Source organism: Ancylobacter koreensis (assembly GCF_023016525.1).
Lineage (GTDB): Bacteria > Pseudomonadota > Alphaproteobacteria > Rhizobiales > Xanthobacteraceae > Ancylobacter > Ancylobacter koreensis.
In genome coordinates, this window is sequence record NZ_JALKCG010000005.1 from 135,261 (window position 1) to 159,940 (window position 24,680).

Annotated in this window: 27 protein-coding genes; 14 read left to right on the plus strand and 13 right to left on the minus strand. The window is 70.0% G+C overall.

The window, feature by feature from the left end; genetic code table 11:
• Positions 1-267: 267 nt before the first annotated feature.
• Positions 268-1,815 carry a serine hydrolase gene (locus MWN33_RS13435; RefSeq protein WP_425532008.1) on the minus strand — a complete coding sequence of 516 codons (1,548 nt, stop codon included), beginning with the start codon at positions 1,813-1,815 and terminating at the stop codon, positions 268-270.
• A 75-nt stretch (positions 1,816-1,890) separates the two neighbouring features.
• Positions 1,891-2,457 carry an NADPH-dependent FMN reductase gene (locus MWN33_RS13440; RefSeq protein ID WP_247201542.1) on the minus strand — a complete coding sequence of 189 codons (567 nt, stop codon included), beginning with the start codon at positions 2,455-2,457 and terminating at the stop codon, positions 1,891-1,893.
• A 244-nt stretch (positions 2,458-2,701) separates the two neighbouring features.
• Here MWN33_RS13440 and dcd point away from each other — a divergent pair, with 244 nt between their 5' ends.
• Entirely contained in the window at positions 2,702-3,259 is a 558-nt protein-coding gene (gene dcd, locus MWN33_RS13445; RefSeq protein ID WP_247201544.1) for a dCTP deaminase, read from the plus strand.
• Between the two features lie 25 nt (positions 3,260-3,284).
• On the opposite strand, the gene MWN33_RS13450 is transcribed toward dcd, so the two are convergent.
• A complete protein-coding gene (locus MWN33_RS13450; protein ID WP_247201546.1) occupies positions 3,285-4,418 on the minus strand; it encodes a helix-turn-helix transcriptional regulator in 1,134 nt (377 codons plus the stop codon).
• A 310-nt stretch (positions 4,419-4,728) separates the two neighbouring features.
• Between MWN33_RS13450 and MWN33_RS13455 the strand changes: the two genes are divergently transcribed.
• The gene (locus MWN33_RS13455; RefSeq protein ID WP_247201548.1) at positions 4,729-5,628 is read left to right on the plus strand and encodes a DMT family transporter; all 900 of its coding nucleotides are present in this window, start codon (positions 4,729-4,731) and stop codon (positions 5,626-5,628) included.
• A 9-nt stretch (positions 5,629-5,637) separates the two neighbouring features.
• On the opposite strand, the gene MWN33_RS13460 is transcribed toward MWN33_RS13455, so the two are convergent.
• On the minus strand, positions 5,638-6,399 hold the full coding sequence (locus MWN33_RS13460; protein WP_247201550.1) for an FCD domain-containing protein: 762 nt from the start codon (positions 6,397-6,399) through the stop codon (positions 5,638-5,640).
• Between the two features lie 231 nt (positions 6,400-6,630).
• On the opposite strand from MWN33_RS13460, the gene MWN33_RS13465 reads away from it, so the two are divergent.
• From MWN33_RS13465 to MWN33_RS13475, 3 genes are all read left to right on the plus strand, one after another.
• The gene (locus MWN33_RS13465; protein ID WP_247201552.1) at positions 6,631-8,307 is read left to right on the plus strand and encodes an L-lactate permease; all 1,677 of its coding nucleotides are present in this window, start codon (positions 6,631-6,633) and stop codon (positions 8,305-8,307) included.
• 61 nt (positions 8,308-8,368) lie between these two features.
• A complete protein-coding gene (locus MWN33_RS13470; protein ID WP_247201553.1) occupies positions 8,369-9,505 on the plus strand; it encodes an alpha-hydroxy acid oxidase in 1,137 nt (378 codons plus the stop codon).
• 84 nt (positions 9,506-9,589) lie between these two features.
• Entirely contained in the window at positions 9,590-9,883 is a 294-nt protein-coding gene (locus tag MWN33_RS13475) for a hypothetical protein (RefSeq protein WP_247201554.1), read from the plus strand.
• A gap of 13 nt (positions 9,884-9,896) precedes the next feature.
• On the opposite strand, the gene MWN33_RS13480 is transcribed toward MWN33_RS13475, so the two are convergent.
• Together MWN33_RS13480 and MWN33_RS13485 are read right to left on the minus strand one after the other, a co-directional pair.
• Entirely contained in the window at positions 9,897-10,292 is a 396-nt protein-coding gene (locus MWN33_RS13480; RefSeq protein ID WP_247201555.1) for a GFA family protein, read from the minus strand.
• A gap of 75 nt (positions 10,293-10,367) precedes the next feature.
• Complete coding sequence (locus tag MWN33_RS13485; RefSeq protein WP_247201556.1) at positions 10,368-10,910, minus strand: YcgN family cysteine cluster protein; 543 nt, start codon at positions 10,908-10,910, stop codon at positions 10,368-10,370.
• A 159-nt stretch (positions 10,911-11,069) separates the two neighbouring features.
• Here MWN33_RS13485 and MWN33_RS13490 point away from each other — a divergent pair, with 159 nt between their 5' ends.
• From MWN33_RS13490 to MWN33_RS13500, 3 genes are all read left to right on the plus strand, one after another.
• Complete coding sequence (locus MWN33_RS13490) at positions 11,070-13,331, plus strand: transglycosylase domain-containing protein (RefSeq protein ID WP_281493767.1); 2,262 nt, start codon at positions 11,070-11,072, stop codon at positions 13,329-13,331.
• A 126-nt stretch (positions 13,332-13,457) separates the two neighbouring features.
• Entirely contained in the window at positions 13,458-14,033 is a 576-nt protein-coding gene (locus MWN33_RS13495; RefSeq protein ID WP_247201557.1) for a DUF1214 domain-containing protein, read from the plus strand.
• A complete protein-coding gene (locus tag MWN33_RS13500; protein ID WP_247201558.1) occupies positions 14,030-14,575 on the plus strand; it encodes a DUF1254 domain-containing protein in 546 nt (181 codons plus the stop codon). Before MWN33_RS13495 ends, MWN33_RS13500 begins: the two co-directional genes overlap by 4 nt.
• On the opposite strand, the gene MWN33_RS13505 is transcribed toward MWN33_RS13500, so the two are convergent.
• On the minus strand, positions 14,570-14,716 hold the full coding sequence (locus MWN33_RS13505; protein ID WP_247201559.1) for a hypothetical protein: 147 nt from the start codon (positions 14,714-14,716) through the stop codon (positions 14,570-14,572). The two genes, MWN33_RS13500 and MWN33_RS13505, sit on opposite strands and share 6 nt — an antisense overlap.
• 170 nt (positions 14,717-14,886) lie before the next feature.
• On the opposite strand from MWN33_RS13505, the gene MWN33_RS13510 reads away from it, so the two are divergent.
• Positions 14,887-16,278: a DUF2336 domain-containing protein gene (locus MWN33_RS13510; protein ID WP_247201560.1), complete on the plus strand. Its 1,392-nt coding sequence runs from the start codon at positions 14,887-14,889 to the stop codon at positions 16,276-16,278.
• On the opposite strand, the gene MWN33_RS13515 is transcribed toward MWN33_RS13510, so the two are convergent.
• Both MWN33_RS13515 and MWN33_RS13520 read right to left on the minus strand, forming a co-directional pair.
• Positions 16,275-16,619, minus strand: coding sequence for a DUF1491 family protein (locus MWN33_RS13515; RefSeq protein WP_247201561.1), 345 nt, complete (start codon positions 16,617-16,619; stop codon positions 16,275-16,277). The two genes, MWN33_RS13510 and MWN33_RS13515, sit on opposite strands and share 4 nt — an antisense overlap.
• A 6-nt stretch (positions 16,620-16,625) precedes the next feature.
• Positions 16,626-17,297, minus strand: coding sequence for a peptidoglycan-binding domain-containing protein (locus MWN33_RS13520; protein WP_247201562.1), 672 nt, complete (start codon positions 17,295-17,297; stop codon positions 16,626-16,628).
• A gap of 232 nt (positions 17,298-17,529) precedes the next feature.
• On the opposite strand from MWN33_RS13520, the gene MWN33_RS19075 reads away from it, so the two are divergent.
• Together MWN33_RS19075 and MWN33_RS13530 are read left to right on the plus strand one after the other, a co-directional pair.
• Positions 17,530-18,045, plus strand: coding sequence for a DUF5330 domain-containing protein (locus MWN33_RS19075; protein WP_281493768.1), 516 nt, complete (start codon positions 17,530-17,532; stop codon positions 18,043-18,045).
• Between the two features lie 73 nt (positions 18,046-18,118).
• Entirely contained in the window at positions 18,119-18,553 is a 435-nt protein-coding gene (locus MWN33_RS13530) for a SufE family protein (RefSeq protein WP_247201563.1), read from the plus strand.
• Between the two features lie 108 nt (positions 18,554-18,661).
• Here MWN33_RS13530 and MWN33_RS13535 read toward each other — a convergent pair whose 3' ends face one another.
• Positions 18,662-19,201 carry a DUF6456 domain-containing protein gene (locus MWN33_RS13535; RefSeq protein WP_247201564.1) on the minus strand — a complete coding sequence of 180 codons (540 nt, stop codon included), beginning with the start codon at positions 19,199-19,201 and terminating at the stop codon, positions 18,662-18,664.
• Entirely contained in the window at positions 19,194-19,562 is a 369-nt protein-coding gene (locus tag MWN33_RS13540; RefSeq protein WP_247201565.1) for a helix-turn-helix domain-containing protein, read from the minus strand. The genes MWN33_RS13535 and MWN33_RS13540 overlap by 8 nt, the downstream gene beginning before the upstream one ends.
• A gap of 191 nt (positions 19,563-19,753) precedes the next feature.
• Here MWN33_RS13540 and MWN33_RS13545 point away from each other — a divergent pair, with 191 nt between their 5' ends.
• Positions 19,754-20,056 carry a hypothetical protein gene (locus MWN33_RS13545; protein WP_247201566.1) on the plus strand — a complete coding sequence of 101 codons (303 nt, stop codon included), beginning with the start codon at positions 19,754-19,756 and terminating at the stop codon, positions 20,054-20,056.
• Positions 20,057-20,149: 93 nt separating this feature from the next.
• Here the strand turns inward: MWN33_RS13545 and MWN33_RS13550 are convergent, their stop codons facing one another.
• Positions 20,150-20,572: a Ros/MucR family transcriptional regulator gene (locus tag MWN33_RS13550; RefSeq protein WP_247201567.1), complete on the minus strand. Its 423-nt coding sequence runs from the start codon at positions 20,570-20,572 to the stop codon at positions 20,150-20,152.
• Positions 20,573-20,937: 365 nt separating this feature from the next.
• Here MWN33_RS13550 and msrB point away from each other — a divergent pair, with 365 nt between their 5' ends.
• On the plus strand, positions 20,938-21,357 hold the full coding sequence (msrB, locus tag MWN33_RS13555; RefSeq protein WP_281493769.1) for a peptide-methionine (R)-S-oxide reductase MsrB: 420 nt from the start codon (positions 20,938-20,940) through the stop codon (positions 21,355-21,357).
• Complete coding sequence (locus tag MWN33_RS13560; protein ID WP_247201568.1) at positions 21,354-23,453, plus strand: S9 family peptidase; 2,100 nt, start codon at positions 21,354-21,356, stop codon at positions 23,451-23,453. The genes msrB and MWN33_RS13560 overlap by 4 nt, the downstream gene beginning before the upstream one ends.
• Before the next feature lie 72 nt (positions 23,454-23,525).
• Here the strand turns inward: MWN33_RS13560 and MWN33_RS13565 are convergent, their stop codons facing one another.
• On the minus strand, positions 23,526-24,455 hold the full coding sequence (locus MWN33_RS13565) for an interferon alpha-inducible IFI6/IFI27 family protein (protein ID WP_247201569.1): 930 nt from the start codon (positions 24,453-24,455) through the stop codon (positions 23,526-23,528).
• Between the last annotated feature and the right edge of the window lie 225 nt (positions 24,456-24,680).

Here is a 24,680-nt window from a genome sequence, read left to right on the forward strand (position 1 = left end):
CAATGGTGGATCAGTTTCCTTTGCCCACAACCCACATCTGTGGGGCGCCAGGCGGATTCCCGGCAGCCTCGATCGGTATCGGATATTATTCCTATATGGTGGCGGAATAGCTGCGACTTGGCCCTGGAGCCGTCATCTCCGGCTTGAGCCGGGACTCCACGACTTCGGTCGAGCGCCCGGCGGCAAGACGTGGATGGCCGGGTCAAGCCCGGCCATGACGGCGCAAGGAGGGATGAGACAGCGCGACGAGGCTCCGCCCGGCCCCCTTCACTCCCGCGCCAGCACTCCCAGCCCGAAGCCGTCGAAATCCTCCAGCGTCAGCGAAGCCGCCCGGCCATCGGCGCCCAGCGTGAAGGTGACTGCGGAGGGCATCTCCGGCAGTTCGGGCGTGGGGTAGTAGAGGAACACGTCCCGGCTGAAATGGGTGAGCGGGAAGCGCGCCTGCCCGTCCGGGCCGAGCCGCAGTTCCAGCCCGCCGCCCGCAGCAAGCACCTGCGCGCCGCCGACATAGGCATTGGCGTAGCGCCCCTCATAGGCGGCGGAGGGCGCGCCCGGCAGCGCCTGCGCGGGCGGAGCGAAGCGCGCCCTGGCGGCGGCGAGCGCGGGCGCGAACATCCCCTCATAGGCGGCGTTCCACGGGCCCATCCAGTCCCTGCCCGGCGTGCCGAACACGCGGTCGAAGAAATCGTCCGCCAGCCCCTCGGGCACGCCGGTGGGGAAGGCATTGGCCAGCACCACGATGCCGATATCGGCATCCGGGTAGATCGTCACCAGCGTACGCGCCCCGACGCTGAAGGCCCCGGCATGGCCCCAGCTCACCCCGTGCCGGCCATATTCGACGACCCAGCCGAGCCCGTAGAAGGAGGCCGCGCCCGTCACCGGATTGTTGCCGCGCGTCATCAGCGGCTGGTGCGTCGCCGCCAGCGCGGCTTGCGGGATCAGCCGCCGGCCCTCGAACAGGCCGCCGGCCAGTTCCAGCCGCAGCCATTGCGCGAGATCGCGCGCAGTGGAGGAGACGCCGCCCGCCGGCGCCTGCGCGTCCGGCTGGCGCGTCACCTTCGCCGCCCAGCGGCCGGCGCCGCCGATGTGCAGCTCGGCGCGGTTCTCATAGGCGATGAAATCGGCATGCCGCGCCGATGTGGAGGCCATGCCGAGCGGGGCGAACAGCTTCTCGCGCGCCACCTCCTCCCACGGTTTGCCGGTCGGCGCGGCGGCGGCCACCGCCCCCGCGGTGAAGCCGAAATTCGAATAGGAATAGCCCGCCCGGAAACTCGACGAAGGCGGAACGAAGCGCAGCCGATGGAGAATGGTGGCGCGGTCGAAGCCGAGCGCCTCCAGCTCGTTGCCGGCATCGCCCGGCAGGCCGGAGCGGTGAGAAAGCAGGTCGCGCACGCTCACCTGCTGGGTCGGGTAGGCGTCCTTGAGCTGGAAGGTCGGGTCGAGCGCCGCCACCGGCGTGTCCCAGTCCAGCACCTTGTCGCCGACCAGCGCGGCCACCACCGTCGCGGTGATCGGCTTGGAGAAGGAGGCGAGCTGGAACACCGTGTCGGCGTCGACCGCGCCGGGCTTGCCGGCCTCGCGCAGGCCATAGCCCTTGGCGAACAGCAGCGCGTCGCCCTGCACGACGGCGATGGCGAGCCCCGGCACGAGGCCGTCCGCCACCGCCTTGGCCGCCTGCGCGTCGAGCGCGGGCAGCGCGGCCTCCACCTTGGCGCGGGCCACCGGCTCGGCAGCGGCGGCACCGGCGGCGAGCAGCGCCCCCGCCAGCAGCGGCACAAGGCAGCGAAGGCGGCGGGAAAGCGGGAGAGTGGACATCATGGCGCGCTCCGGGTGCGGGGCGCCCATAGTGACCGGGCGGGCGGCAGGCTCAAGCCCCCACCCGCCGGTCTCTCACTCGGCGGCGAGCTTGAGGAGGCGGATCTCGCGCAGCAGCGCGTCGACGCCGCCGAGCACGAAGCCCTTGGTCTTCTCGTCGGTGAAGGCGCCGTCCTTCACCTTGTCGCCGACATTGGGAATGGCGAGGTGAGGATAGGTGACGACGCGCGCGCCCGCCGCCGACAGCGATTCACGCACCTGCGCCTGCGCGCGGATGCCGCCGGTGGAGCCGGGCGAGGAGGTGACGACCAGCGCCGCCTTGCCGAGCAGCGCGCCCTTGGCATAGGGGCGCGAGCCCCAGTCGATGGCGTTCTTCAGCGCGCCCGAGGTGCCGTAATTATATTCCGGCGAGATGAAGATCACGCCGTCCGCCGCCGCCATCGCCGCGCGCAGCGCCGCCGCGGCCGCCGGCTGCGTCTCGCCGTCCTCGTCCTGATTGTAGAAGGGCACGTCGTTGAGGAGGTGCACGGTGACGTCGGCCTTGGGCGCGGCGGCGTCCTTCAGGGCGTGCGCCACCGCGGTGGAGAAGGCGGCGGCGCGCAGGCTGCCGGAGATGGCGAGAAGCTTGGGACGGTCGGTCATGTCGGGGCAACTCCACTTGCGGCGCCGGCGGGCGGGCGCCATGTCGGCGCCTAAACTCGTGCGGCAGCGCAAAATGCTCAAGCCCAAATGATTGCAGGATTGCACAGATTTTGTTGCACCCCCCTCCGTGAAGTTGCGCGCGAAAGCCGTTCAACCGGCCCTGCGACACCCGCGCGCCGTTCCCCCTGCCGGGGAACCATGTTACCGATCCGGGGGTTGTGCCGATCCTGCGAGAGAGCTTGCCTTGATCCTGACCGACCGCGACATTCTCGACGCCATGGCCGAGGGCTCCGTCGCCATCGAGCCGCCGCCGCCGGCCGAGTTCTATGCGCCCAACGGCGTCGACCTGCGCCTCGATTCCCGCCTCACCCTCTACCGCGACCCCGCCGAGGGCGAAGACCCGGTGATCGACCCGGCCGGGCCGGGCTATTCCTTCAAGGAAGCCATCGCCCGCATGGCCGACGATATCGAGATCGGCGAGGCCGGCTTCGTGCTCGATCCCGGCCGTCTGGTGCTCGGCTGGACGCTGGAGCGGGTGGACCTGCGGGCCGGGGCGCGGCTCGCCGCCCGCGTCGAGGGCAAGAGTTCGCTCGCCCGCATCGGCCTCATCGTCCACCTCACCGCGCCGACCATCCATGCCGGCTCGACCGGGCGCATCCAGCTCGAAATCATCAATCTCGGCCCCCGCCCGATCCGCCTGCGCGCCGGCATGAAGGTGTGCCAGCTCATACTGGAGCAGACGCTCGGCGTGCCCCAGCGCGGCTATGGCGGCCAGTTCGCCGGCCAGCGCGCGGCGGGCTGAGCCGCTTCCCGAAATTCGGCAGGCTTCACCGCGCCAGCCGCGACAGCAGCGCCACCAGCTCGCCCTGCCGGTGGGTGCCGGTCTTCTGGAAGATCACGCGCAGGCGCACCCGTGCGGTCTCGTAGCTGACGGCGAGTTCGTCGGCCGCCGCGCGCAGCTCGGTGCCGGCGACGAGGCGCACCGCCAGCCGGGCCTCGGCGAGCGTCAGCCCGAAGGCGACGCGCAGCCGCTCCTCGCGCGGCACGGGAAGCCGGGCGAGGTCGGTCAGCAGCAGCAGGATCTGCGCATGGTTGAACAGGTCGCAGAAAATACCGGACAGCGGCAGCACCTCGGCGAGGATCGGCCGTCCGCCGCGCCGGGCGATCAGCGAGGAGGGCTGCATGCTGGCGACCGCCGTGCGGTCGACCCGCAACGCGTTGCGGATCATCGCCTGCAGGGCGGCATTGCTTCTGCGGTCGGCCGGCGCCAACACGCCGCGCACCAGGTGCAGGTCCGGCCCCAGCAGCGCCTCGGCGCCGGCGTTCAGCGAATGCACTTGGCCGCGCCAGTCGATCAGCGCGGCCGGCGCGTTCACCGCGTCGAGCCCGGTGGTGGCGGCGCGTGCCTTCTCCAACTCCAGCTTGTCGGAAAGGCTGATCAGGCGGCGGAACTGCGGCACGAAGCGGCTGATATAGGCCGCCTCCTCCGGGTTGAAGTGCTCCTGCCGGTTCGCGCGCAGCATGGGGATGCACCAGCTCTGGTCGACCATCGGCACGTTGATCATCGCATAGCCGGGAAAGCCGAAGCGCAGATACAGGTCGTTATAGTGCCGCGAGCGCCGGCGTTCCTCGTCGGTGGCAAGTTGGTGCTCGATCACGACGGAGCGTCCCGCCACCATCAGCGGCAGCCCCCGCTCGGCGCGGTAGTGGTTGAGATACCAGCGGCTGCGCTCGTATTCCTCCACCACCTCCATATATTCGTGCGAGATCGGCACCTTGGAGAGGCTGCGCCGCGGGTCGCGCGGGTCGGAGGCGGAGAGGTCCCGCTCATAGGGATAGAACATCATCGCCGCGCCGCCGAAGGCCTGCGCCAGCTCGTGCAGCGCGTCCGCCCACAGGCCGGGCGCGAGGACGGCCTCGTAGCAGCGGTCCAGCGCCTGCCTTATGCGATCCTCGCGCATCCCGCCCATCCCCGGCGCAACGGGCGATTGTAGGCACGGATGCGTGACGTTTTCACGCGAAATACCTCCACGAAGGCTGCCAGTTCCTCGCTTTCGGACGAATTACGACCCGCATCTGCGAGCCGGGCGCGCCGGCGCGATGCGAAAGCGATCGGCGCGGCCCGCCGACGCCCGGTCGAAGCCGCCCCGGCACGGGATCGCGCGGGCGCCCGCGCCCTCTCCCACGGAACGCATTGACACCGGCGCGCGGCGATCTACGGTCCGCGCGCGATCCGGCCGCGTGAGCCGCCTCGCTCCACGGTGCCCGCGCATGACCCCCAGAGACATTGCCTCCTACGTCTTCCTGGCGGTGACATGGGGTGCCTCCTTCGTGGTGATGACCCACATCATCCATGCCTTCGGCTGGGCCGGCTCGGTGGCACTGCGTTCGTTCCTGGCGGCCGGCACGCTGTTCCTCGCCGCCCGGCTCGTCGGCCGGAAGCTCGATTTCAGCTTCGGCATCCGGCCGCTGCTGGTGGTGGGCGCCTTCACCGTGGCGGCGCAGCTCACGCTGATCTCCTACGGCCTGCCGCGCATCGGCACCGCCATGTCGGCGATCCTCGTCGCCACCATCCCGCTTTTCTCGATGCTGATCGCCCGGCTCTGGCGGGTCGAGCCGATCCGGCCGGGCGGGGTCGTCGGCATCGCGCTCGGCATCATCGGCGTGGTGCTGCTGGTCGGCTTTCCCGCGCGGCCGGTGACGCCGGATTTCCTCGTCGGCTGCGCGGCGACCATCGCCTCCACCCTGTCGGCGGCGTTCGGCAGCGTCTATGCCGGGCGGCGCCTGTCCAGCGCCGGCTCGTGGGAGGTCACGATCGGCGCCTTCCTCGTCGGCGGGCTGCTCACCCTGCCCCTTCTTGCCGTGGTGCCGATCCCCACCGTGCCGGTGGCGCACGACTATCTGATGCTGCTCATCGCCGGCACGCTGATGAGCGCGATGACCTATGTCGCCTATTTCGGCCTCATCGCCTCCATCGGCCCGACGCGCGCCATCAGCGTCGAGTTCGCGGTGACGGCGGTCGCCGTGACCATCGGCACGCTGCTGCTCGACGAGCCGCTGTCGCTGCCGCAAATGGCCGGCGCGGCGGTCATCGGCATCGGCTGCGCGCTGGTGCTCGGCGTCATCCGGCTCGGCCGGGCCGACGCCGTGGCCGAGCATCCCGGCGCCTGAGGGCGCGGATCAGCTCCCCAGCAGCGTCGAGCGGGTGAGCCGGCGCACGGCGAGATCGGCCCGCGCCGCGTCCTGCCGGGTGCGCTCCACCGTGTCGTTCACGAAGGTCAGGTGGTCGTGCGTCGCCTTCTCGGCCCGCGCCGCGTCGCCCGCCACCACCGCCTCGCCGATGGCCCGGTGCTGCTCCAGCAGCGCGTTACGGAAGGCGGCGACCTCGAACAGGCTGGTGCGGTTGAAGAAGATGTCCCGCCGCAGCATCTCCGAGAAGGCCCGCATCACATGCAGGATGACGAGGTTGTGCGAGGCGCCGTAGACCAGCCGGTGCAGCTCGATGTCGGCCTCCGCCTCACGGTCGGCGTTCTGCGCCTGATGCGCCGCCTCCATCTCGGCGAGGCACTCGCGGATCGCCTCGCGCTCCGGCGTGGTGGCACGCACCGCCGCCAGCCCGGCCGCCGTGCGCTCCACCGCCGCGCGGTACTCGAAATAATCCGCCGTCACCCGCTCGTTGGACTGCAGCAATCCCGCCAGCGGCTCGGTCAGGCCGGACAGGAACTGGGTGACGCGGGTGCCCTCGCGGCTGGTGGCCAGCAGGCCGCGCTGCTCCAGCATCTCCAGCGCGTCGCGCAGCGACGGGCGGGAAACCTCCAGCCGCTCGGCGAGGTCGCGCTCGCTGGCGAGCTTCTCGCCCGGCCGCAGCACGCCTTCGAGGATCAGCCGCTCAATATGCTCGGCGATGGATTCCGCCAGCTTCGGTGTACGCAATCGTTCCAAGGAACGAACCTCCCCTTTGTTTTTACTACGGAATTTTATGAGTTTCCGTTAGGTCATTAAAACCAAAGTTGCATCGGCGGACCAATTGACTTGAATGGTAAGACAAACTTACCAAGCGGCACTCCATTGTAACCTCCTTACCAGAAGGAGGGCTGGCACGGCAGAGCCCGGGCCCAATCCGGCACAAGCTGGGAACAACCCTGCACCGAATTCCTCCCCGGAGAAACGCCCGTGACCTGGAACCAAGTATACGATCCGTTCGGCAGCATGGCGCTGTCGACGCTGCTGGCGGCCGTGCCGATCGTCGTCATGCTCGTCGGCCTCGGCTTCCTGCACATGAAGGCGCATGTCGCGGCCTTCGCTGGCCTCGTCGCCGCCTTCGTCATCGCCGTGTTCATCTTCGGCATGCCGGCCGACAAGGCGGGCCTCGCCGCCGGCTACGGCGCGGCCTACGGCCTGATGCCGATCGGCTGGATCGTCCTCAACATCATCTTCCTGCATCAGCTCACGGAAACCAACGGCTCGTTCACGACGCTGCAGCACTCCATCGCCGGCATCACCGGCGACCGCCGCCTGCAGCTCCTGCTGATCGCCTTCTCCTTCGGCGCGTTCTTCGAAGGCGCGGCCGGCTTCGGCACGCCCGTCGCCGTGACGGCCGCGCTGCTGATCGGGCTGGGCTTCTCGCCGCTCGCCGCCTCGGGCCTGTCGCTGATCGCCAACACCGCCCCGGTCGCGTATGGCGCTCTAGGTACTCCGGTAGTGGCGCTCGCCGCCGTCACCGGGCTCGACCTGCTCGACCTCTCGGCGATGATCGGCCGCCAGCTTCCCTTCTTCTCGCTGATCGTGCCGTTCTGGCTGATCTGGGCCTTTGCGGGCTGGCGCGGCATGCTGGAGATATGGCCGGCGATCCTCGTCTGCGGCGTCTCCTTCGCCATTCCCCAGTTCCTGGTCTCCAACTTCCACGGCCCGTGGCTGGTCGACGTGGTCGCGGCCATCGTGTCGATGGTCTGCCTCGTGCTCTTCCTGCGCGTGTGGAAGCCGAAGAAGGAATGGACCTCGACGGCGCTGCGCAACTACAAGGGCGACGACGGCTCCGCCGACGTGGCGGCCAAGCCCGTCGACCTCGCGCTGCGCCCCTCGACCGGCGATCTCGTCAAGGCGTGGCTGCCCTGGGGCATCCTGACCGTCTTCGTCTTCGCCTGGGGCATCCCGCAGGTGAAAACCGCGCTCGACGCGCTGTTCATCCAGAAGATCCCCTTCGAGGGCCTGCACAACCTCGTCTTCAAGGTGCCGCCGGTCGTCGCCCAGCCGCATGCGGAAGCGGCGGTGTTCAACTTCAACATCCTGTCGATGACCGGCTCGGGCATCTTCGCCTCCGCCGTCCTCGCGGGCCTGCTGATGGGCTACTCGCCGGTCGCGCTGGTGAAGATCTACGTCAAGACGATCTGGAAGGTGCGCTTCTCGCTCGCCACCATCGCCATCATGCTGGCGCTGGGCTTCCTCACCCGCTACTCCGGCCTCGACGCCACGCTCGGCCTCGCCTTCGCGATGTCCGGCCCGTTCTACCCGCTGTTCGGCACGCTGCTGGGCTGGCTCGGCGTCGCGCTCACCGGCTCGGACACGGCCTCGAACGTGCTGTTCGGCGGTCTCCAGCGCATCACTTCCGAGCAGCTCGGCCTCTCGCCCATCCTCATGGGAGCGGCCAACTCCTCGGGCGGCGTGATGGGCAAGATGATCGACGCGCAGTCCATCGTCGTCGCCTCCACCGCCACCGGCTGGCTGAACAAGGAAGGCGTGATCCTGCGCTACGTGTTCTTCCACTCGCTGGCGCTGGCGGTGCTGGTCGGCCTGCTGGTGACGATGCAGGCCTATGTCTGGCCGTTCACGGCCCTTGTCATTCATCATTGACCTGTGCCGGGGGAGGCGTATCAGCCTCCCCCGCATTCCTTTTCGGGCTTGGAGACCGCCAATGGCTCCCGTGACCAGCATCCAGGACCTGCGCGCCATCGCGAAGCGCAAGGTGCCGCGCGCCATCTTCCACTATGCCGACCGCGGCTCCTATGACGAGGCGACGCTGCGCGCCAACAAGGCGGACCTCGCCGCCATCGGCCTGCGCCAGCGCGTGATGATCGACGTCTCCGAGCGCTCCACCGCCACCACCCTGATCGGCGAGAAGGTCGCCCTCCCCCTCGCCATCGCGCCGACCGGCCTCACCGGCCTGTTCCACGGCGACGGCGAGATCCATGGCTGCCGCGCCGCGCAGGCCGCCGGCATTCCCTTCACCCTCTCGACCATGTCGATCTGCTCGATCGAGGACGTGGCGGGCGCGGTGGACAAGCCCTTCTGGTTCCAGCTCTACGTGATGCGCGACCGCAAATTCTCGGAATCGCTGATCGAGCGCGCCAAGGCCGCCAAATGCTCGGCCCTCGTGCTGACGCTCGACCTGCAGATCCAGGGCCAGCGCCACATGGACATCAAGAACGGCCTCTCCGTTCCCCCCAGGCTCACCCTCGCCAACGCGCTCGACATCGCCACCAAACCGCACTGGATCGCCAGCGTGCTGATGGGCAAGCGCCATTCCTTCGGCAACCTCGCCGTGCGCAAGGAAAGCGACAGCCTCTCAACCCTATCGCAGTGGATCGCCGGCCAGTTCGACCCCTCCCTGTCGTGGAAGGACGTGGAATGGGTGCGCTCGCTCTGGCCGGGCAAGCTCATCCTCAAGGGCGTGCTCGACGTCGAGGACGCGAAGATCGCCGCCGCCACCGGCGTGGACGCCATCGTGGTGTCCAACCATGGCGGGCGCCAGCTCGACGGTGCCATCTCCTCGATCAAGGCGCTGCCGCGCATCGTCGACGCCATCGGCGGCGGCACGAGCGAGGTCTGGTTCGACGGCGGCGTGCAGTCGGGTCAGGATATCCTCAAGGCGCGGGCGCTCGGCGCGCGGGGCTGCATGATGGGCAAGGCCTTCCTGTGGTCGCTGGCCGCCGGCGGTCAGGCGGGCGTCGCCAAGGCCATCGAGATCATGCGCCGCGAGCTCGACGTCTCCATGGCGCTGACCGGCACCAAGGACATCGAGCAGGTCGACAGGAGCGTGCTGGAGCTCTGAGCCCGTCGACGGTATCGCGGGCGGCATTGTCGCGGAACGGCGACGGCGCCATGCTCGGGATGCCGGGATGTACGGGAGCCTCACATGACCGACGAAACGATGACCCGCCGCGACCTTGCCACGCTGGCGGCGGGCGGTGCCCTCGCCGTGGCCTTCGCCACCCTGCCGGCGCTGCCGGCCTCCGCCTATCAGGGCAATATGGAGCGGGCGGTGTCCGACCTCTACGCCGCGCTCGCCTCGCTGCGGGAATCGACGCCCAACAAGGGCGGCCACCGCGAACGGGCCATCGAGCTGGTGCGTCAGGCCATCGCCGAGACGCAGGCCGGCATCGACTTTGCCGACGAGCATGGCGGCGCCGGCCCCGGCGGCCCGCCCTGAGCACGGCGGCGGCCTAATCCTCGGAGCGCCGGCTCTCGTCGTCGCGGTCGCGCGCGTAGCGGTGCGCCAGCGGAAAGGCCGGGAGCCAGCTCTCCCGGCGCACCGTCCACAGCTCATAGGTCGGCACGAACCCATCGGGTGCATCGAGCGCGCCGAGGTTGACCTCGATCTCGTCCCCGGAGCGGCCGAACACCGAGGAGCCGCAGCGCGGGCAGAAGTGACGGCCCTCATAGTCGCGCGTGGCGCCCTCGATGCTTACCGCCTCCTGCGGGAAGATTGCCGAGGCGTGAAACAGCGCCCCGTGATGCTTGCGGCAGTCAAGGCAATGGCAGAGCCCGACGCGATACGGGCGCCCCTTCGCAACGAGCCTCATATCGCCGCACAGGCAGCCGCCGGTCACGCTCTCCATGAAAATTTCTCCCCGAGGCTCCTCTCCGAGAACCTTCTCCGAGACCCTTCTCCCCCCGGCGACGGCCCGGCCGCTCTAGCGTCGCGTCCCCTTGCTGGCCACCGCCCCGGAGCCGACGGCGGCGGATTTGCGCAGCGCGCCGCGCGGCAGGCGCAGCGGCCAGCGCACCATGTGGTCGAGATAATCCTCCAGCGGCACCTCATCCTCCAGTGCGCCGACGCGCCCGCGCACCGAAACACCGGCGGCGTGCACGCTGTCGGGATCGCCGGAGACCAGCGGATGCCACCAGTAGAGGTCGCGCCCCTCGGCGACGAGCCGGTAGCCGCAGGACGGCGGCAGCCAGCCGAGCGAGCGCACCGCCTCCGGCGTCAGGCGCACGCAGTCCGGCACCTGCGCCTGCCGGTTGGGATAGTCGCGGCAGCGGCAGCCGAATTCGTCGAGAAGCTGGCAGCCTATGTCGGTATAGGCGATGGCGTCGCTGTCCTCGTCCTGCAGCTTGACGAGGCAGCAGCGCCCGCAGCCGTCGCACAGGCTTTCCCACTCGGCGGGGTTCATCTCCTCCAGAGACTTGGCGCGCCAGAACGGCGTCTCGCCGCCCGCGCCGGTTTCGTCGGCCATCGCGATGGGTTTCCATGAAGATCAGCGCCGGTCCGCGCTTCACGAACCGGCAATCAAACCTTAGATAGCCTCGCATCTTCGCTCTGGCGAGCCTTCTTCCCGCCCTCGTGCGCGGGCATGGGCTCGGCTATAAGGGCGAAGCGCCGCTGGAGCACGTGCTTGACCGACACGCCGAACGATAAGCCGGAAGACGCGCCGCAGGACGACGCGCCCCCGCAGAACGTGCCGCAGGCCGCCCCCGAGGGTGGGCCCGCGCCGTCGCGATTCCGCCGGCGCCTGCGCAATGTGCTGCTCGCCGTCGATTCCTGGATCGACAGTTCGATCTACAATGGCGGCGTCGGCCTGCGCTCGGGCTGGGACAGCTTCGTCGCCTTCACCGAGCGCTTCAACGTGCAGGGCCCCGGCCGCTGGGCGATCTCGCTCGCTTCCGAGGGCATGACCTGGGGCGCGGTTGGCGCGGTTCTGATGCTGGCGCTCGCCGTGCCCGCCTTCCGCGAGACCTCCGACGACTGGCTCAAGCGCGCCGAACTGTCCGTCACCTTCCTCGACCGCTATGGCAACACCATCGGCGAGCGCGGCATCCGCCACAACGACACGGTGCCGCTGGAGGAATTCCCCGACCATCTCATAAAGGCGGTGCTCGCCACCGAGGACCGGCGCTTCTACGAGCATTTCGGCATCGACATTCCCGGCACCTTCCGCGCCGTGCTGTCGAACGCGCGGGCGGGCGGCGTGGTGCAGGGCGGCTCCTCGCTCACCCAGCAGCTTGCCAAGAACCTGTTCCTGTCGAACGAGCGCACGCTCGAGCGCAAGATCAAGGAAGCGTTCCTGGCACTGTGGCTGGAGTTCCACCTCACCAAGAACCAGATACTCAAGCTCTATCTCGACCGCGCCTATATGGGCGGCGGCGCCTTCGGCGTGGACGCGGCCTCGCAGTATTATTTCGGCAAGTCCGCGCGCGACGTGAACCTCGCCGAGGCGGCCATGCTGGCCGGCCTGTTCAAGGCGCCCTCGCGCTTCGCCCCGCATGTGAACCTGCCGGCCGCGCGCGGGCGCGCCTCCGTCGTGCTCGACAACCTCGTCGACGCCGGCTTCATGACCGAGGGCCAGGTGTTCGGCGCCCGCCGCAACCCGGCGACGCCCGTCGACCGCAAGCAGGACGACCTGCCCGAATATTATCTCGACTTCGCCTTCGACCAGGTGAAGCGCATCGTCGACAAGCTGCCCAAGGATTTCGCCGAGCGCTCCTTCATCGTGCGCACCGCGCTCGACCCCAATATCCAGAAGGCCGCCGACACCGCCATACGCGACAGCCTGAAGCAGTTCGGCAAGGATTACGGCGCCAGCCAGTCCGCCATGGTGGTGATGGAGCCGAACGGCGCCGTGCGCGCCATGGTCGGCGGGCGCGACTATGGCGAGAGCCAGTTCAACCGCGCCACCGACGCGCTGCGCCAGCCCGGCTCGTCCTTCAAGCCCTATGTCTACACGGCGGCGCTGATGACGGGGAAGTTCAAGCCGCAGACCATCGTGGTGGACGGGCCGATCTGCATCGGCAACTGGTGCCCGCAGAATTACGGCCGCTCCTATGCCGGCTCGATCACGCTGATCAACGCGCTCACCCGCTCGCTCAACACGGTGGCGGTGAAGCTCGCCGAGGCCATCGGGCGCGGGCGCATCGTCGACCTCGCCCACGCCATGGGGGTGAAGAGCGAGCTCAAGATCACCCGTGCGCTGCCGCTCGGCGCGGCTGAGGTCACCGTGCTCGATCAGGCGACCGGCTACGCCGTCTTCGCCTCCGGCGGCCTGTCGGTCGATCCCCATGCGGTGGTGGAGATGCGCACCCCCGCCGGCGAGCCGGTGTGGAGCTTCGCGCAGAACGGGCCGAAGCCCCATCAGGTGATCCCGCCGGAGATCATCGCCATGATCAACCCGATGCTGAACAGCGTGGTGGAGAACGGCACCGGCCGCCGCGCCATGATCCCTGGCACCAAGGTCTCCGGCAAGACCGGGACCACCAACGCCTACCGCGACGCCTGGTTTGTTGGATTTACTGGTAATTACGTAGGGGCGATCTGGTTCGGCAATGACGACTACGCCTCCACCCGCAAGATGACCGGCGGCTCGCTGCCGGCGATGACGTGGCAGAAGGTGATGGCCTTCGCCCACCAGGGCATCGAGATCAAGCCGACGCCGGGGCTGGGCAACCAGCCAGCCCCCGTGCTCGACGGCGCGGTGGCGCAGGCCTCGCCCCTGCAGATCGACGGCGTGCAGCGCCCGGTGACGCTGAGCCCGGCCGCCGCCGAGCGGCTGATGGCGCTCTCCGCCCGCCTGCGCGAGGCGGCCGCCCAGCCCGTGCGCCGTCCCACCGCCGCCGCCGATCCGTCACCTGTCACCGGCGTCGCCCTCACCGGAGCCAACTGACCCCGCCGCGATCGACCTCGCCCAATTGACCTCGCCCAATTGACCTCGCCTCCGCTTGCGCCCATCCATGTGGCGCCCATTCCCATGGCGCCCGGCGGGCGCCGTTCCACCGGATAGCTGCCGCCCGTGCGTTCCCTGCTGTTCATCCTGACCCTCGCCATCGGCACCGCCGTCGGGCTCGGCCTCACCTGGATCACCACGGTGGACGGCTACGGGCCCGGCCTCGTGCGCTCGGGGCCATGGGCGGCCTGGCCGAAGGCGGGCACGGAGACCGCCGACCCCTATGCCCGCGCCGCCCTCGCCCGCGCCGGCGAACTGCCGCTGGAGCTGGCGGACGGCATCGCCTTCGTCGCCTCCACCGATTCGGCAGGGCGGGCGCTCGACGGGCGCTGCGACATCCGCCTGACCGGCGAACTGCCGCAGGCCCGCTTCTGGACGCTGACCGTCACCGATGGACAGGGCCGGCTGATCGAGAACGCCGCCGACCGCACCGATTTCACCAGCGCCGAAGTCGTGTGGAACCGCGACGGCACGCTCGACGTCGCGCTCGGCCCGCGCGCCCGGCCGGGCAACTGGCTGCCGACCGGCGCGCGCGACCGCATCGTGCTCACCGTCCGGCTCTACGACACCTCGGTGGGCCTGGCGAGCCGCACCAGCGACGCCCCCGTCATGCCCGCGCTGGTGACGGAGAGCTGCCCATGAAGCGGCTGATCCTGCCTATTCTCGCCGGCCTCGTGCTGGGCGGCATCGTGCATCTGGTGGCGGTGCTGATCCTGCCCTACCTCTCCGAGCAGGACGCCTATGCGCGCCTCTCGGCGGTGGGAGAGCCCAACCGCGTCGCGGCAATCGACGACCCTTCCGCACTCGGCGCGGTGCTGCCGGCGACCGACCCCGCCTTCGTCTCGGCGGTGTGCCTCTATGATCTCAGCGACGGGCCGCTGAAGGTGCGGGTGCCGACCACCGAGGACTACACCTCAGTCTCGTTCTACACGCGCTACGGGCTGCCCTTCTACGCGATCAACGACCGCTCGGCCGGGCGCAGCATCATCGAGCTCGACCTGATGAACGGCAAGCAGCGCGCCGCGCTGCCGGAGGATGAAGAAGTCACCGCCGCCGACCGGCTGATCGTCGAATCGCCGAGCAATGAGGGCATCGTGCTCATCCGCGCCATGGTGCGCGAGCGCGGCGCCCGCGACGAGGTGCGCGCGCGCATGGAACTGGCCAGTTGCGGGCCCGCCTCATAGCGGCTCTCGGCGCTCTCCTGCGGCAAGCGCCGCCGGCGCATCGGGATGGCGGATGAGCTGGACCACCGGCAGGATGACGACCTGCGCTGGCCCGCGCACCGGCTCGGCACTCGCATCGACGCCGCGCGGCTTCGCGGGCATTCGGCACATCGGAAACGGCACCACCGCGCCCATCGCGCCCTCCACCGTTCGACCTGATATCGGACAGTACGTGCGATTATGGTTAACGGCTTTCTAACGTTCGCCGCCTAGCTTGGTTCCGCGCCCCCGCTCGGGAGCGCGAGTGCCATATCGCGAGCAGCCCGCCGCCCATGACTTCCACGCCCGGCTCCGGCCCTTCCGATTCGACCGAGGCGACGCGCCGCCTGCCGCCGGACACGCGGCCGGAGATGCTGCGGCTGCTGGTGCATGAGTTCCTCAAGCATCCGGTCCGCAACGAGGCGGCGGAGGCGCGTTTCGTGACGCTGGCTACGCGCCTGATCGCGGCGGTGGACGTGCCGGTGGCCGCCAAACATGTGAGGGAGTTGGCCCCGCACCCCGCCGTGCCGCGCGCGCTGGCGCTCTACATGGCGACCGCCCCGCTTTCGCTGGCCGGCCCTTTCCTGCGCCTCTCGCCGGTGCTGGGCGAGGACGACCTCGCCATGCTCGCCGAGACCGCCGCGCCCTCGCATCTCGCCGCGATCGCGGCGCGGCGCGACGTCTCCCCTTCCCTCGCCAAGCGCCTCGCCGCGCTCGTCCATCGCCGCCGCGAGGCGGGCTGGGTCGAAGAGGCGCCGACCGTCGGGACGGAGGCAGAGAGGGTGACGGGCGAGCCGGAGGACGACGCCGGGGACGCACCGACCCTTGCCGGCTTTCCCGAGGCGCTCGAAAGCGCCCTCTCCCTGTCCATGGCCGAGCAAGACCGCGCCGGGCAGAACGTTTCCGAGAACGTCGAAGCTGACGACAACGATCTGCCCGCCATCGCCACCGAACGGGAAATGACCGCGCCGGCGAGCGAGCCCGAGCCCGAGCTTCTCGCCCCTGCTTCGGTGGAAGTTGCCCCGGCGCCGGTCGTCGCGGAGGTTGCCCTCCCCGAATCTGACCTCCCCGAATCGCCTCTCCCCGACGCCGCCGAGCCTGTCATGGCCGAACCCGCGCCGGAGGAAGCGCCGGCCGCGCCGGCCCTGGCCGCTTCCGCCGAATTCTTCGCGGCCGGTCCGGAGGAGCGCGCCGCGCTCATCGCCCGCCTCGTCACCCTGCCGCCACTGCCGCTGGCCGAGCGGCCGGCCGTCCCGCCGCCGGGCTTCATCGACGCGCTGCTCGACGCCGCCCGAAACACCGGCACCGGCGCCCTCGCCGCCCTGCTGGCGCGGGCGCTCGGCGTCAGCGAGGACAATGCCGGGCGCATCGTGGCGGACGAGACCGGCCAGTCCATGGCCGTCGCGGCGCGTGCGCTCGGCCTGTCCTTCGCCATCCTCTCGCGCGTGCTGTTCCGCCTCCACCCGGTCGCCGGGCGCTCGACCGAGGACATGGCGCGGCTGGCTGAGATGTTCGATTCGCTCCCGCTCGCCAGTGCACAGCATCTGGTCGCCGCGTGGCGGGGCATGCGTAAGGCCGCCCGCGAGCGCGCCGAGGAGGCACCCTCCATGCGCAGCTTCGCCCAGCCCCATGCCGTGCCGCAGGCGGGCGCGAAGGCCGGCGAAGCCTCGTCCCGTAAAAGCTAGTCGGCGGAAATTTCCAGGAAGCTGCGGCCAGCGCGGTCCTCGATCTCGACGAACCAGAGGTCGGGGTCGAAGCCGATCTCGCGCGCCATCCGTGCCTCGACATCGGCCTCCGCGCTGCCGGCGGGAAGGATCGGCGCGAAGAAGCGCACGCCGGGCGCCGGCTCGGCCTCTAGCGACGGCAGGGCCGCGCCGTACAGCGCCGCGCACCCGTCCAGCGTCGCCACCTTCACGAAGATCGCCCCCGCCTCCTCGGCGCCGCGCCGGCGCACGGCGGCGAAGGCGCCCGCCCCGTTGGCCCGGCGCAGCAGCGCCGAGACCCAGATCGCGCTCTTCAACCGCATGGGCGCCTACTGGATGGTAAGGCCGGCGACGGCGTTGATCTCGCGCACCACGCGGTCGGAGATCTGGCCCGTCACCGGCAGCCGGCGGTCGCTCTCGAACTTGCGCACCGCCTCTTCCGTCGCCGCACCGAGCTTGCCGTCGACCTTTACGGGGCCGTAGCCGAGCTGGGAGAGCGCCTTCTGCACGGCCATCACGCGCGGCGACACCGGCACCTCGCCGGGCGGCAGCAGCGCGGCGGGCGCATTGGTCAGCGGAACCGGTGCGGCAGCGACGGGGGCCGGGCTCGCCGCCGGTTTCGGCGGAGCGGCGGGGCGCGAGGGCGGCCGCGGCGTCGCGACAGGCGCGGCTGCGAGACCGGCGAGCGGATCGGCCGGCGCCGTCTGCATCGGCGCGGCGGGCGCGGCAGCGGCGGGCGCAGGCGCCGGGGCGGCGGCCTGCGGGGCGGGAATGGCGCGGATATCGGCGGGCGCGGCGGCGGGCGTCGTGCTTCGACTGCCCGGCCGCCCCTGCTGGAGCGCGAGGGCGTTGAACAGCACGGCGGCGCTGGCGGTCGCCGCGACGAAAACCATGAAAAGGTCGGAACGCCGCCGGCCGGAACGATAGGGACGCCCCGCGACGCGCTCGCCGTCGAGGTCGATATCGTCTACCAGCAGGTCGCTCGCGTAGGATCGAGGCATGGAGACCGTGAATTGGGACAGCCGGCGGTAAGGCAGGAAGGCGCGCGGCGCGCGACGACGCGGCCCGGCCTCACAGTGCCATGGAGGGGTTTAAGCGAACCCTAAAACGGCGACGTGCTTAACGCCCGCTTTCTCCAAAAGGCCGGTTTTGCGTGATTGCGACATCGGTTGGTCAACCCCTGCCCGCTACTATGGCAGGTGAAGAAATGTGGGGACGACCGCGAGAAGGATCATGTTCTTCCTGCTACGCATCGGTTTCTGGCTGACCCTCGTGTTCCTCCTGCTGCCGGCGGTGACGGGCGGGCCGTCGTCGCACGCGCCGCAGGGCGAACAGAAGGTCAGCGCGGTGGACGCGCTCTCGGCTGCCAGTTCCGCCGTGGCGGATGCCGGCGGCTTCTGCGCGCGCCAGCCGCAGGCCTGCGTGATCGGCGCCGGGCTGATCGAGCTGATCGGCGAGCGTGCCGAGGCCGGCGCGCGCTTCGCCCTCAGCTACATCTCCGAACAGATCGTCGAGGAAAAACGCAAGGCGGCGGCGCGCGCGGCCGGCGCCGCGCCGGGCGACACGCTCACCACCCACGACCTCAGCCCCGCCTGGAAGGGGCCGGGAGCGCCGGCCGCGGCGATTCCGGCGAACGCGTCGAACGAAGTCACCGGCTCGACCGGGCGCGCGCCGGCCAATGCACCCGCCGCCGCGCCCGTCCCGCCCGCCGGCATGGCCGTGCCGCTGCCGCCCAAGCGGCCGGCCTGAACGTGCTGCCTGAGCGAGCGCGCCATTGCGCTCGCCCTGCCCCCGCCCCTATATGCGGGCGCGAGAGGCGCCGATGACATCAAAGATCGACAGCATCATCGAGGATTTCGAACTCCTCGACGATTGGGACGACCGCTACCGCTATCTGATCGAGCTCGGCCGCGCGCTGCCGCCCTTTCCGGAGGCGGAACGCACCGACGCCACCAAGGTGCAGGGCTGCGCCAGCCAGGTCTGGCTGGTGAGCGAGACGGCGGCAGGGACGGACGGCCCGCGCCTGGGATTCCTCGGCGATTCCGACGCCCATATCGTGCGCGGCCTCATCGCCATCCTGCTGGCGCTCTATTCCGACCGGCCGGCGCGCGAGATCGTCGCCACCGATCCCGCCGCCGTGTTCGCCCGCATCGGCCTCAAGGACCATCTGAGCCCGCAGCGCTCCAACGGCCTGCGCTCCATGGTGGAGCGCATCCGCGCCGACGCGAGCCGCGCCCTCGCCAGCGCGGCATCATAGGACGTTTTCCCGCGCCCTGGCCGGCGCGGCTTCCTGAGTGCCCTTTGCCGCGCCCTCGCCGGCGCGGCATCATAGGACGTTTTTCTGCGCCCTCGCCCGCGCGGCTTCCTAGCCGCTCTCCCCCGCCTCGCCGGCCTTCCAGGCCCGCATGCGGGTCCGCTCCGGGCCGTGGGCGGCCTCGGCGAGGCCGTAATGGCGGGCCAGCCGGTCGAGCGCCAGCGCCAGCACCACCTTGGCGGTGCGCGCCGGCCAGCCGCGCTCGCGCTCGACCTGTTCGAGCCCCTTCAGGAAGCAGCACACATCCATCAGCAGGCCGGCGAATTCCGGCCCCGCCGCGTCGAGCGCGCGCGACAGGCGCTGGCGCGCCGCCAGCGCCGCCTCGGGAATGGAAAGGCCCGCCGCGTTGCGGTTGGCGCTGCGGGCGACCGCGCTCCAGTCGCTGGTGAGGCGCGGCGTCATCCCGGCGCGGGTGAAATCCGCCCGCAGCCGCTCGCCGGCCACGAGCTGCGCCCCGCTCACCAGCGCGGCGCCGTCCCGGCCCTTGCGGCGGGCGAGCCAGCCGAGCGGGCTCTCCTCCAGATCCACCGCGACGAGGCTGCGCACGCCCTCGATCTCGACCTCGACGCGCTCGGTCCGCCGCTCAGCCATGCGCGCCTCCCGTCGGCTCTCCGGTGGGAGCACCCGCCTGCACCCGCGCGCTCTCCTCCAGCGCAGCGACGCGCCGGTCCCAGCCGGCGACCTCGCGCCGCTCCTCGATCTGCCGGCAGGCATAGGCGACGGTCGAGCGGTGCCGGCCAAAGCCGCTGGCGACCTGCGTCATCGGCAGGCCGAGCCCGACATGGGCGAGATACATGGCGAGCGCCCGCGCCGAGGCGCAGCGGCGGTCGCGGCCCGGCGGATGCAGCAGGCTGTCCATCGGCAGGCCCGTCGCCTCGGCGGCGAGACGGGTGGCGACGAGGCAGGCGAGCGCGCCGGAGGGCGGCGCGGAGCGAGAGGCGGCAACGGGCATGGTGTGTCTCCGATAAGGAATTTAAGCCTATTTCGGAGTCAGCGTCGATTCAAGAACAAAAGATGAACATATGTCAACGTATCGCCTGACCTCGCCATCTTCCACCACACGGTGTCGGTCATTATAGGATTTTTATCCGCACCCATGCGCGCCGCCCGGATACTGGTCTCACCGACCACGGAGGCGCTGCCATGCGCGATCATCATCGAAACAGGCGTATCCGGGCGATGCGCAGCGAGGAACCCGCCGAGGCCATCGCCGCTCGCGCCGAAGCGCTGCGCCCGTTTCTCGGGCGGTCCGGCGAGGAACGGATGCGGGCGCTTCGCCGCCTGCTGCGCGCGGAGCGGCGGGCCGCCGGCACCGGCCTCGGCTACGACGCGATACGCCACGCGGCGCTGCGCCGCCTGCTCGCCGAGCCTGGCCAGCCGCCAGCCGTCTCCCCGACCGGCGACCCGAGCGCCAGTGCACGCGGCGCGGCGGGCGGGCGCGCATGAAAAAGGCCGCCACGGGATGTGGCGGCCTTTTCCGAAGTATCATCCCGCGAGTCCCGGCCCGCAAAGGCTGGGCCCGCAATGGCTGCGCCACCGTCAGGCGCGGGCGGTTCGCCGGCGCTGCTGGCCGAGGCCCATCTCCTTGGCGAGGTTGGAGCGCGCCGTCGCGTAATTGGGAGCGACCATGGGATAGTCGGCCGGCAAGCCCCACTTCTCCCGGTATTCCTCGGGGGTAAGGTTGTACTGTGTGCGCAGGTGCCGCTTCAGCGACTTGAACTTCTTGCCGTCTTCCAGGCAGATGATGAAATCGGGCGTCACCGACTTCTTCAGCGGCACTGCCGGCTTGAGCGGCTCGGCGGCCGGCTCGGTCTCGCCATTGCCCACCCGGTGCAGCGCACCGTGAACATCGGCGATCAGCGCGGTCAGATCATTCGCGGAGATCGCATTGTTGCTCACATAGGCGGAGACGATATCGGCGGCCAGTTCGATATAGATGTCGGCGTCCTTGGTGTCGCTCATGGCCCATTCTTCGAAATGTGTCGATAAACCCTGACGCCCCGCTACGGCGCCCGTTTGCATTCACCGATCTACGCGAAACTACGTCCCCACGACGTCTCGTCATTCCGCAACCGGGTACACTTCCGTAAATAAACTTCGAAATCGGGAATAACAAGGTTTTTCGAAGCGAAACCAACGCAAATCGCCGTGCAGTGTCGCAAGGGGGAGTGTGTCGAACCGTTTGCGTAAGCTCAAACGCCGGAAGTCGCTGTTCTTTTCGGCGCTGGCTGAGGGTGCCGCAGGAACCAAGACTTTGTGAACGGCATCAACACTTGCCGCCGCCGGGATAGGTGATTATCTCGGCAGAAAACCTCAAGGAATCCGATATGATCCAGACAACCCGCCGGCCCAAGGTCGTGAAGACGGATGCGGAGTGGCGCGCCCAGCTCACCCCCGAGCAGTACCATGTGACGCGCGGCCACGGCACCGAATGCGCCTTCAGCGGCCCGCATCTCGCGCAGAAGGAAGCGGGCGTCTACAGCTGCGTGTGCTGCGGCGAGCCGCTGTTCCGCTCCAACGCCAAGTTCGAATCCGGCACCGGCTGGCCGAGCTTCTTCCAGCCGGTCGATGCCGAGGCGGTGAGCGAGTATCACGACCATTCCTACGGCATGCACCGGGTGGAGGTGCGCTGCGCGAGCTGCGACGCCCATCTCGGCCACGTGTTCCCCGACGGTCCGCGCCCGACCGGGCTGCGCTTCTGCATCAATGGCGTCGCCATGACCTTCAAGGCGGATGCCGCCACGTGACCGACGCGCCCGCCGTGACGGCCCCCGCCCATCCGCCGCTGGTCCGCAGCTTCCACGGCCAGACGCTGGTCGATCCCCATGCCTGGCTTCGCGCCGACAACTGGCGCGAGGTCATGCGCGACCCGTCCGTGCTCGCGCCCGACATACGCGCCTTCCTGGAGGCGGAGAACGCAGCGGCCGAGGCGTGGTTCGCCCCGCAGGCAGAATTGCGCCGCACGCTGGTGAAGGAGATGCGCGGGCGCATCAAGGAGGACGATTCCTCCGTGCCCGCCACCGACGGCCCCTTCGCCTATTTCACCCGCTACCGCGACGGCGGCCAGCATCCGCTGATCTGCCGCCGTCCGGCGGGCGCCATCGCCGGCGAGACCGTGCTGCTGGACGGCGACGCGCTGGCGCAGGGCAAGGCCTATTTCCAGTTCGGCGACGCCCAGCAGTCGCCCGACCACCGGCTCTATGCCTGGACGGCGGACGAGGCGGGCTCGGAATATTACACGCTGCGCATCCGCGACATCGCCGCCGGCACCGACCTGCCCGACCTCGTGCACGAGACCACCGGCGATGTGCTGTGGAGCGCGGACGGCGCCCACCTCTTCTACATCCGCCGCGATGGCGAGCACCGGCCGAGCTTCGTCTACCGCCACGCACTCGGCACCGATCCGGCCGGGGACGTGCTGGTCTATGAGGAGCCGGACAAGGGCTTCTTCGTCTCGCTCGGACGCACCCAGTCCGGCCGCTTCGGCCTCATCTCCTGCGGCGACCACGACACAAGCGAGGTGTGGCTGCTGGACCTGCACGCCCCGCACACAGCGCCGGTGCGGGTCGAGCCGCGCGAGGCGGGCCTGCGCTACGGCGTCGAGCACCATCCCGCGCTCGACGGGGTGGAAAGCCTCGTCATCGAGACCAATGCGGACGGCGCGGAGGACTTCAAGATCGTCACCGCGCCGTTGGCGAGCCCCGGCCGCGCGCACTGGCGCGAAATGGTACCGCACAGGGCGGGCCGGCTGATCTTGTCGGTCAGCGTGCTGCGCGGCCATCTCATTCGGCTGGAGCGTGAGGACGGGCTGCCGCGCATCGTGGTGCGTACGCTCGCCGAGGGCGCCGAACACGCGATCGACTTTGCCGAGGAGGCCTATTCGCTCGGCTTCGACGCCGGCTACGGCTTCGACAAGACCGAGATCCGCTTCACCTATTCCTCGATGACCACTCCGTCGGAAGTGTGGGACTACGACGTCGCCAGCCGCGCCCGCGTGCTGCGCAAGCGCCAGGAAGTGCCCTCCGGCCACGATCCCAGGCGCTACGTCACCCGCCGCGTCCTGGCGCCGGCGCCCGATGGTGAGCTGATCCCGGTCTCGCTGCTCTTCGCGCGGGACACCCCGCTCGACGGCAGCGCGCCATGCCTGCTCTACGGCTACGGCGCCTATGGCATCTCGATCCCGGCGAGTTTCTCGACGTCGCGCCTGTCGCTGGTCGACCGCGGCTTCGTCTACGCCATTGCCCATATCCGCGGCGGCACCGAGAAGGGCTGGCGCTGGTACCGCGAGGGCAAGCTGGCGAAGAAGACCAACAGCTTCACCGACTTCGTCGCCGCCGGCGACTATCTCGTGGCGCAGAAGATCGTTGCGCCCGACCGCATCGTCGCCCATGGCGGCTCGGCCGGCGGCATGCTGATGGGGGCGGTCGCCAATCTGCGCCCCGAACTGTTCGCCGGCATCGTGGCGGAGGTGCCCTTCGTCGACGTGCTCAACACCATGCTCGACGACACGCTCCCCCTCACCCCGCCGGAATGGCCTGAATGGGGCAACCCCATCGCCGATCCCGAGGCCTTCGCGGGCATCAAGGCCTATTCACCCTACGACAATGTGGAAGCGAAGGACTATCCGGCCATCTTCGCCCTCGCCGGCCTCACCGATCCGCGCGTGACCTATTGGGAACCGGCGAAATGGGTGGCGAAGCTGCGCGAGACGAAGACGGACGGCCGCCCGCTTCTCCTGCGCACCAACATGGATGCCGGCCATGGCGGCGCCGCCGGACGCTTCGACCGGCTGGAGGAAACGGCGCTGGTCTATGCCTTCGCGCTCGCCGTCGCCGGTGGCTGACGGCGGGCGACACGCCGCGAAAACGAAGGGCGCCCACCGGGCGCCCTTTTTCATGTGAGGGAGACGAAAGGCTCAGCCGCGATTGCCGCCGCCCGACACGTGGTCGCGCAGGTCCTGCAGCGAGGCGAAGCGCAGCGTGCCGTCCGGTAGGTCGGCCTCGATCGAGCCGTCCGAATAGAGCTTGTAGGCCATGCCGCCGATGGTGCCCGACTTGAGCACCGTCACTTCCGGCTCGGGCGGGGGCGTCACGAGGACAGGCTCGGTCGCCGGCTCCGGCTCGTCGGCCAGCAGGTCGGTGTCCTGCAGGAAGGGCGGCGGGGCGACGGGCTGAGGCGGAAGGTCCTCGCGAGGCGTCTCCTGCCGTGGGAAGTCCTCGCGCGGGCGCGGCGCACGCGCGAGGACTTCCGCAGGCTGGCGCGGCTCGAAGGGCGGCTCGTCGTAGGCGTCCACCGGAGGCGGCGGCTCGCGGCGCGCCGGGGAGGTCGAGCGGAAGGGCGGCAGCGGCTCGTAATCGGCCGGCTCGGCCAGCGCGGGCTCGGGCTCGAAGCCGGGCTCCTCCGCCGGCGTATCGGGACGCTTGCGGCGGAACCACGAGGGCAGGCCACGGTCGCCGGCGGGCGCGGGCAGTTCGTCCGGCTCGGGGAAGGCCGGGGCGACGGAGGCTTCCTTGGCGGCGGTGTAATCAGGCTCGGGATAGCCGGGCGCGACGGTCGCGAAGCTCGCCGCCTCGACCGCGACAGCGGTGGCCGTCGCCCGCGCGGGAGCGGCTTCTTCCTCGTAGGGCTCGAAATGCACCGCGCCGTCGAGCTTCTCCGCGATGTCGCGCAAGACCCGCAGAATGAAGCCGAGGGCGAACATCAGAAGTCCGCCGACAAAAGCCGTGCTGCCCACCGTCATCAGGCCGGAGCCGGAAGTCGTCTCCGCCGAGCCGAAGCCAATAGCGCCGAGGACGACACCGAGCGCGGCGACCGCAACGCCGATTCCGATGACAATTGCACCCATCAAGAAACTCCATCGGACCGATTCGCTGCCGATCCTTACTTTTATGAGACCTTAGGTTTAGTACAACGTTAACGAAACTGATGCAGCGCAAATGCGGCGCGCATGAGAGTCGGCGCCGCGCCATGCGATCGGCGGGGAAGAATTCGGCCGCGCGCGATGCTTTTGGTTGTCCGCCGCCCCATACCGACCTATCTAATCAGCGCCGAGCTTGCGCGGGCTTCCCAG

Bases quoted from the DNA above. Each gene is read 5' to 3' on its own strand.
- MWN33_RS13435 (WP_425532008.1), bottom strand. From the start codon at position 1,815: ATGTCCACTCTCCCGCTTTCCCGCCGCCTTCGCTGCCTTGTGCCGCTG.
- MWN33_RS13440 (WP_247201542.1), bottom strand. From the start codon at position 2,457: ATGACCGACCGTCCCAAGCTTCTCGCCATCTCCGGCAGCCTGCGCGCC.
- MWN33_RS13450 (WP_247201546.1), bottom strand. From the start codon at position 4,418: ATGCGCGAGGATCGCATAAGGCAGGCGCTGGACCGCTGCTACGAGGCC.
- MWN33_RS13455 (WP_247201548.1), top strand. From the start codon at position 4,729: ATGACCCCCAGAGACATTGCCTCCTACGTCTTCCTGGCGGTGACATGG.
- MWN33_RS13470 (WP_247201553.1), top strand. From the start codon at position 8,369: ATGGCTCCCGTGACCAGCATCCAGGACCTGCGCGCCATCGCGAAGCGC.
- MWN33_RS13475 (WP_247201554.1), top strand. From the start codon at position 9,590: ATGACCGACGAAACGATGACCCGCCGCGACCTTGCCACGCTGGCGGCG.
- MWN33_RS13480 (WP_247201555.1), bottom strand. From the start codon at position 10,292: ATGGAGAGCGTGACCGGCGGCTGCCTGTGCGGCGATATGAGGCTCGTT.
- MWN33_RS13485 (WP_247201556.1), bottom strand. From the start codon at position 10,910: ATGGCCGACGAAACCGGCGCGGGCGGCGAGACGCCGTTCTGGCGCGCC.
- MWN33_RS13500 (WP_247201558.1), top strand. From the start codon at position 14,030: ATGAAGCGGCTGATCCTGCCTATTCTCGCCGGCCTCGTGCTGGGCGGC.
- MWN33_RS13505 (WP_247201559.1), bottom strand. From the start codon at position 14,716: ATGCCCGCGAAGCCGCGCGGCGTCGATGCGAGTGCCGAGCCGGTGCGC.
- MWN33_RS13510 (WP_247201560.1), top strand. From the start codon at position 14,887: ATGACTTCCACGCCCGGCTCCGGCCCTTCCGATTCGACCGAGGCGACG.
- MWN33_RS13515 (WP_247201561.1), bottom strand. From the start codon at position 16,619: ATGCGGTTGAAGAGCGCGATCTGGGTCTCGGCGCTGCTGCGCCGGGCC.
- MWN33_RS13520 (WP_247201562.1), bottom strand. From the start codon at position 17,297: ATGCCTCGATCCTACGCGAGCGACCTGCTGGTAGACGATATCGACCTC.
- MWN33_RS19075 (WP_281493768.1), top strand. From the start codon at position 17,530: ATGTTCTTCCTGCTACGCATCGGTTTCTGGCTGACCCTCGTGTTCCTC.
- MWN33_RS13530 (WP_247201563.1), top strand. From the start codon at position 18,119: ATGACATCAAAGATCGACAGCATCATCGAGGATTTCGAACTCCTCGAC.
- MWN33_RS13535 (WP_247201564.1), bottom strand. From the start codon at position 19,201: ATGGCTGAGCGGCGGACCGAGCGCGTCGAGGTCGAGATCGAGGGCGTG.
- MWN33_RS13540 (WP_247201565.1), bottom strand. From the start codon at position 19,562: ATGCCCGTTGCCGCCTCTCGCTCCGCGCCGCCCTCCGGCGCGCTCGCC.
- MWN33_RS13545 (WP_247201566.1), top strand. From the start codon at position 19,754: ATGCGCGATCATCATCGAAACAGGCGTATCCGGGCGATGCGCAGCGAG.
- MWN33_RS13550 (WP_247201567.1), bottom strand. From the start codon at position 20,572: ATGAGCGACACCAAGGACGCCGACATCTATATCGAACTGGCCGCCGAT.
- msrB (WP_281493769.1), top strand. From the start codon at position 20,938: ATGATCCAGACAACCCGCCGGCCCAAGGTCGTGAAGACGGATGCGGAG.
- MWN33_RS13565 (WP_247201569.1), bottom strand. From the start codon at position 24,455: ATGGGTGCAATTGTCATCGGAATCGGCGTTGCGGTCGCCGCGCTCGGT.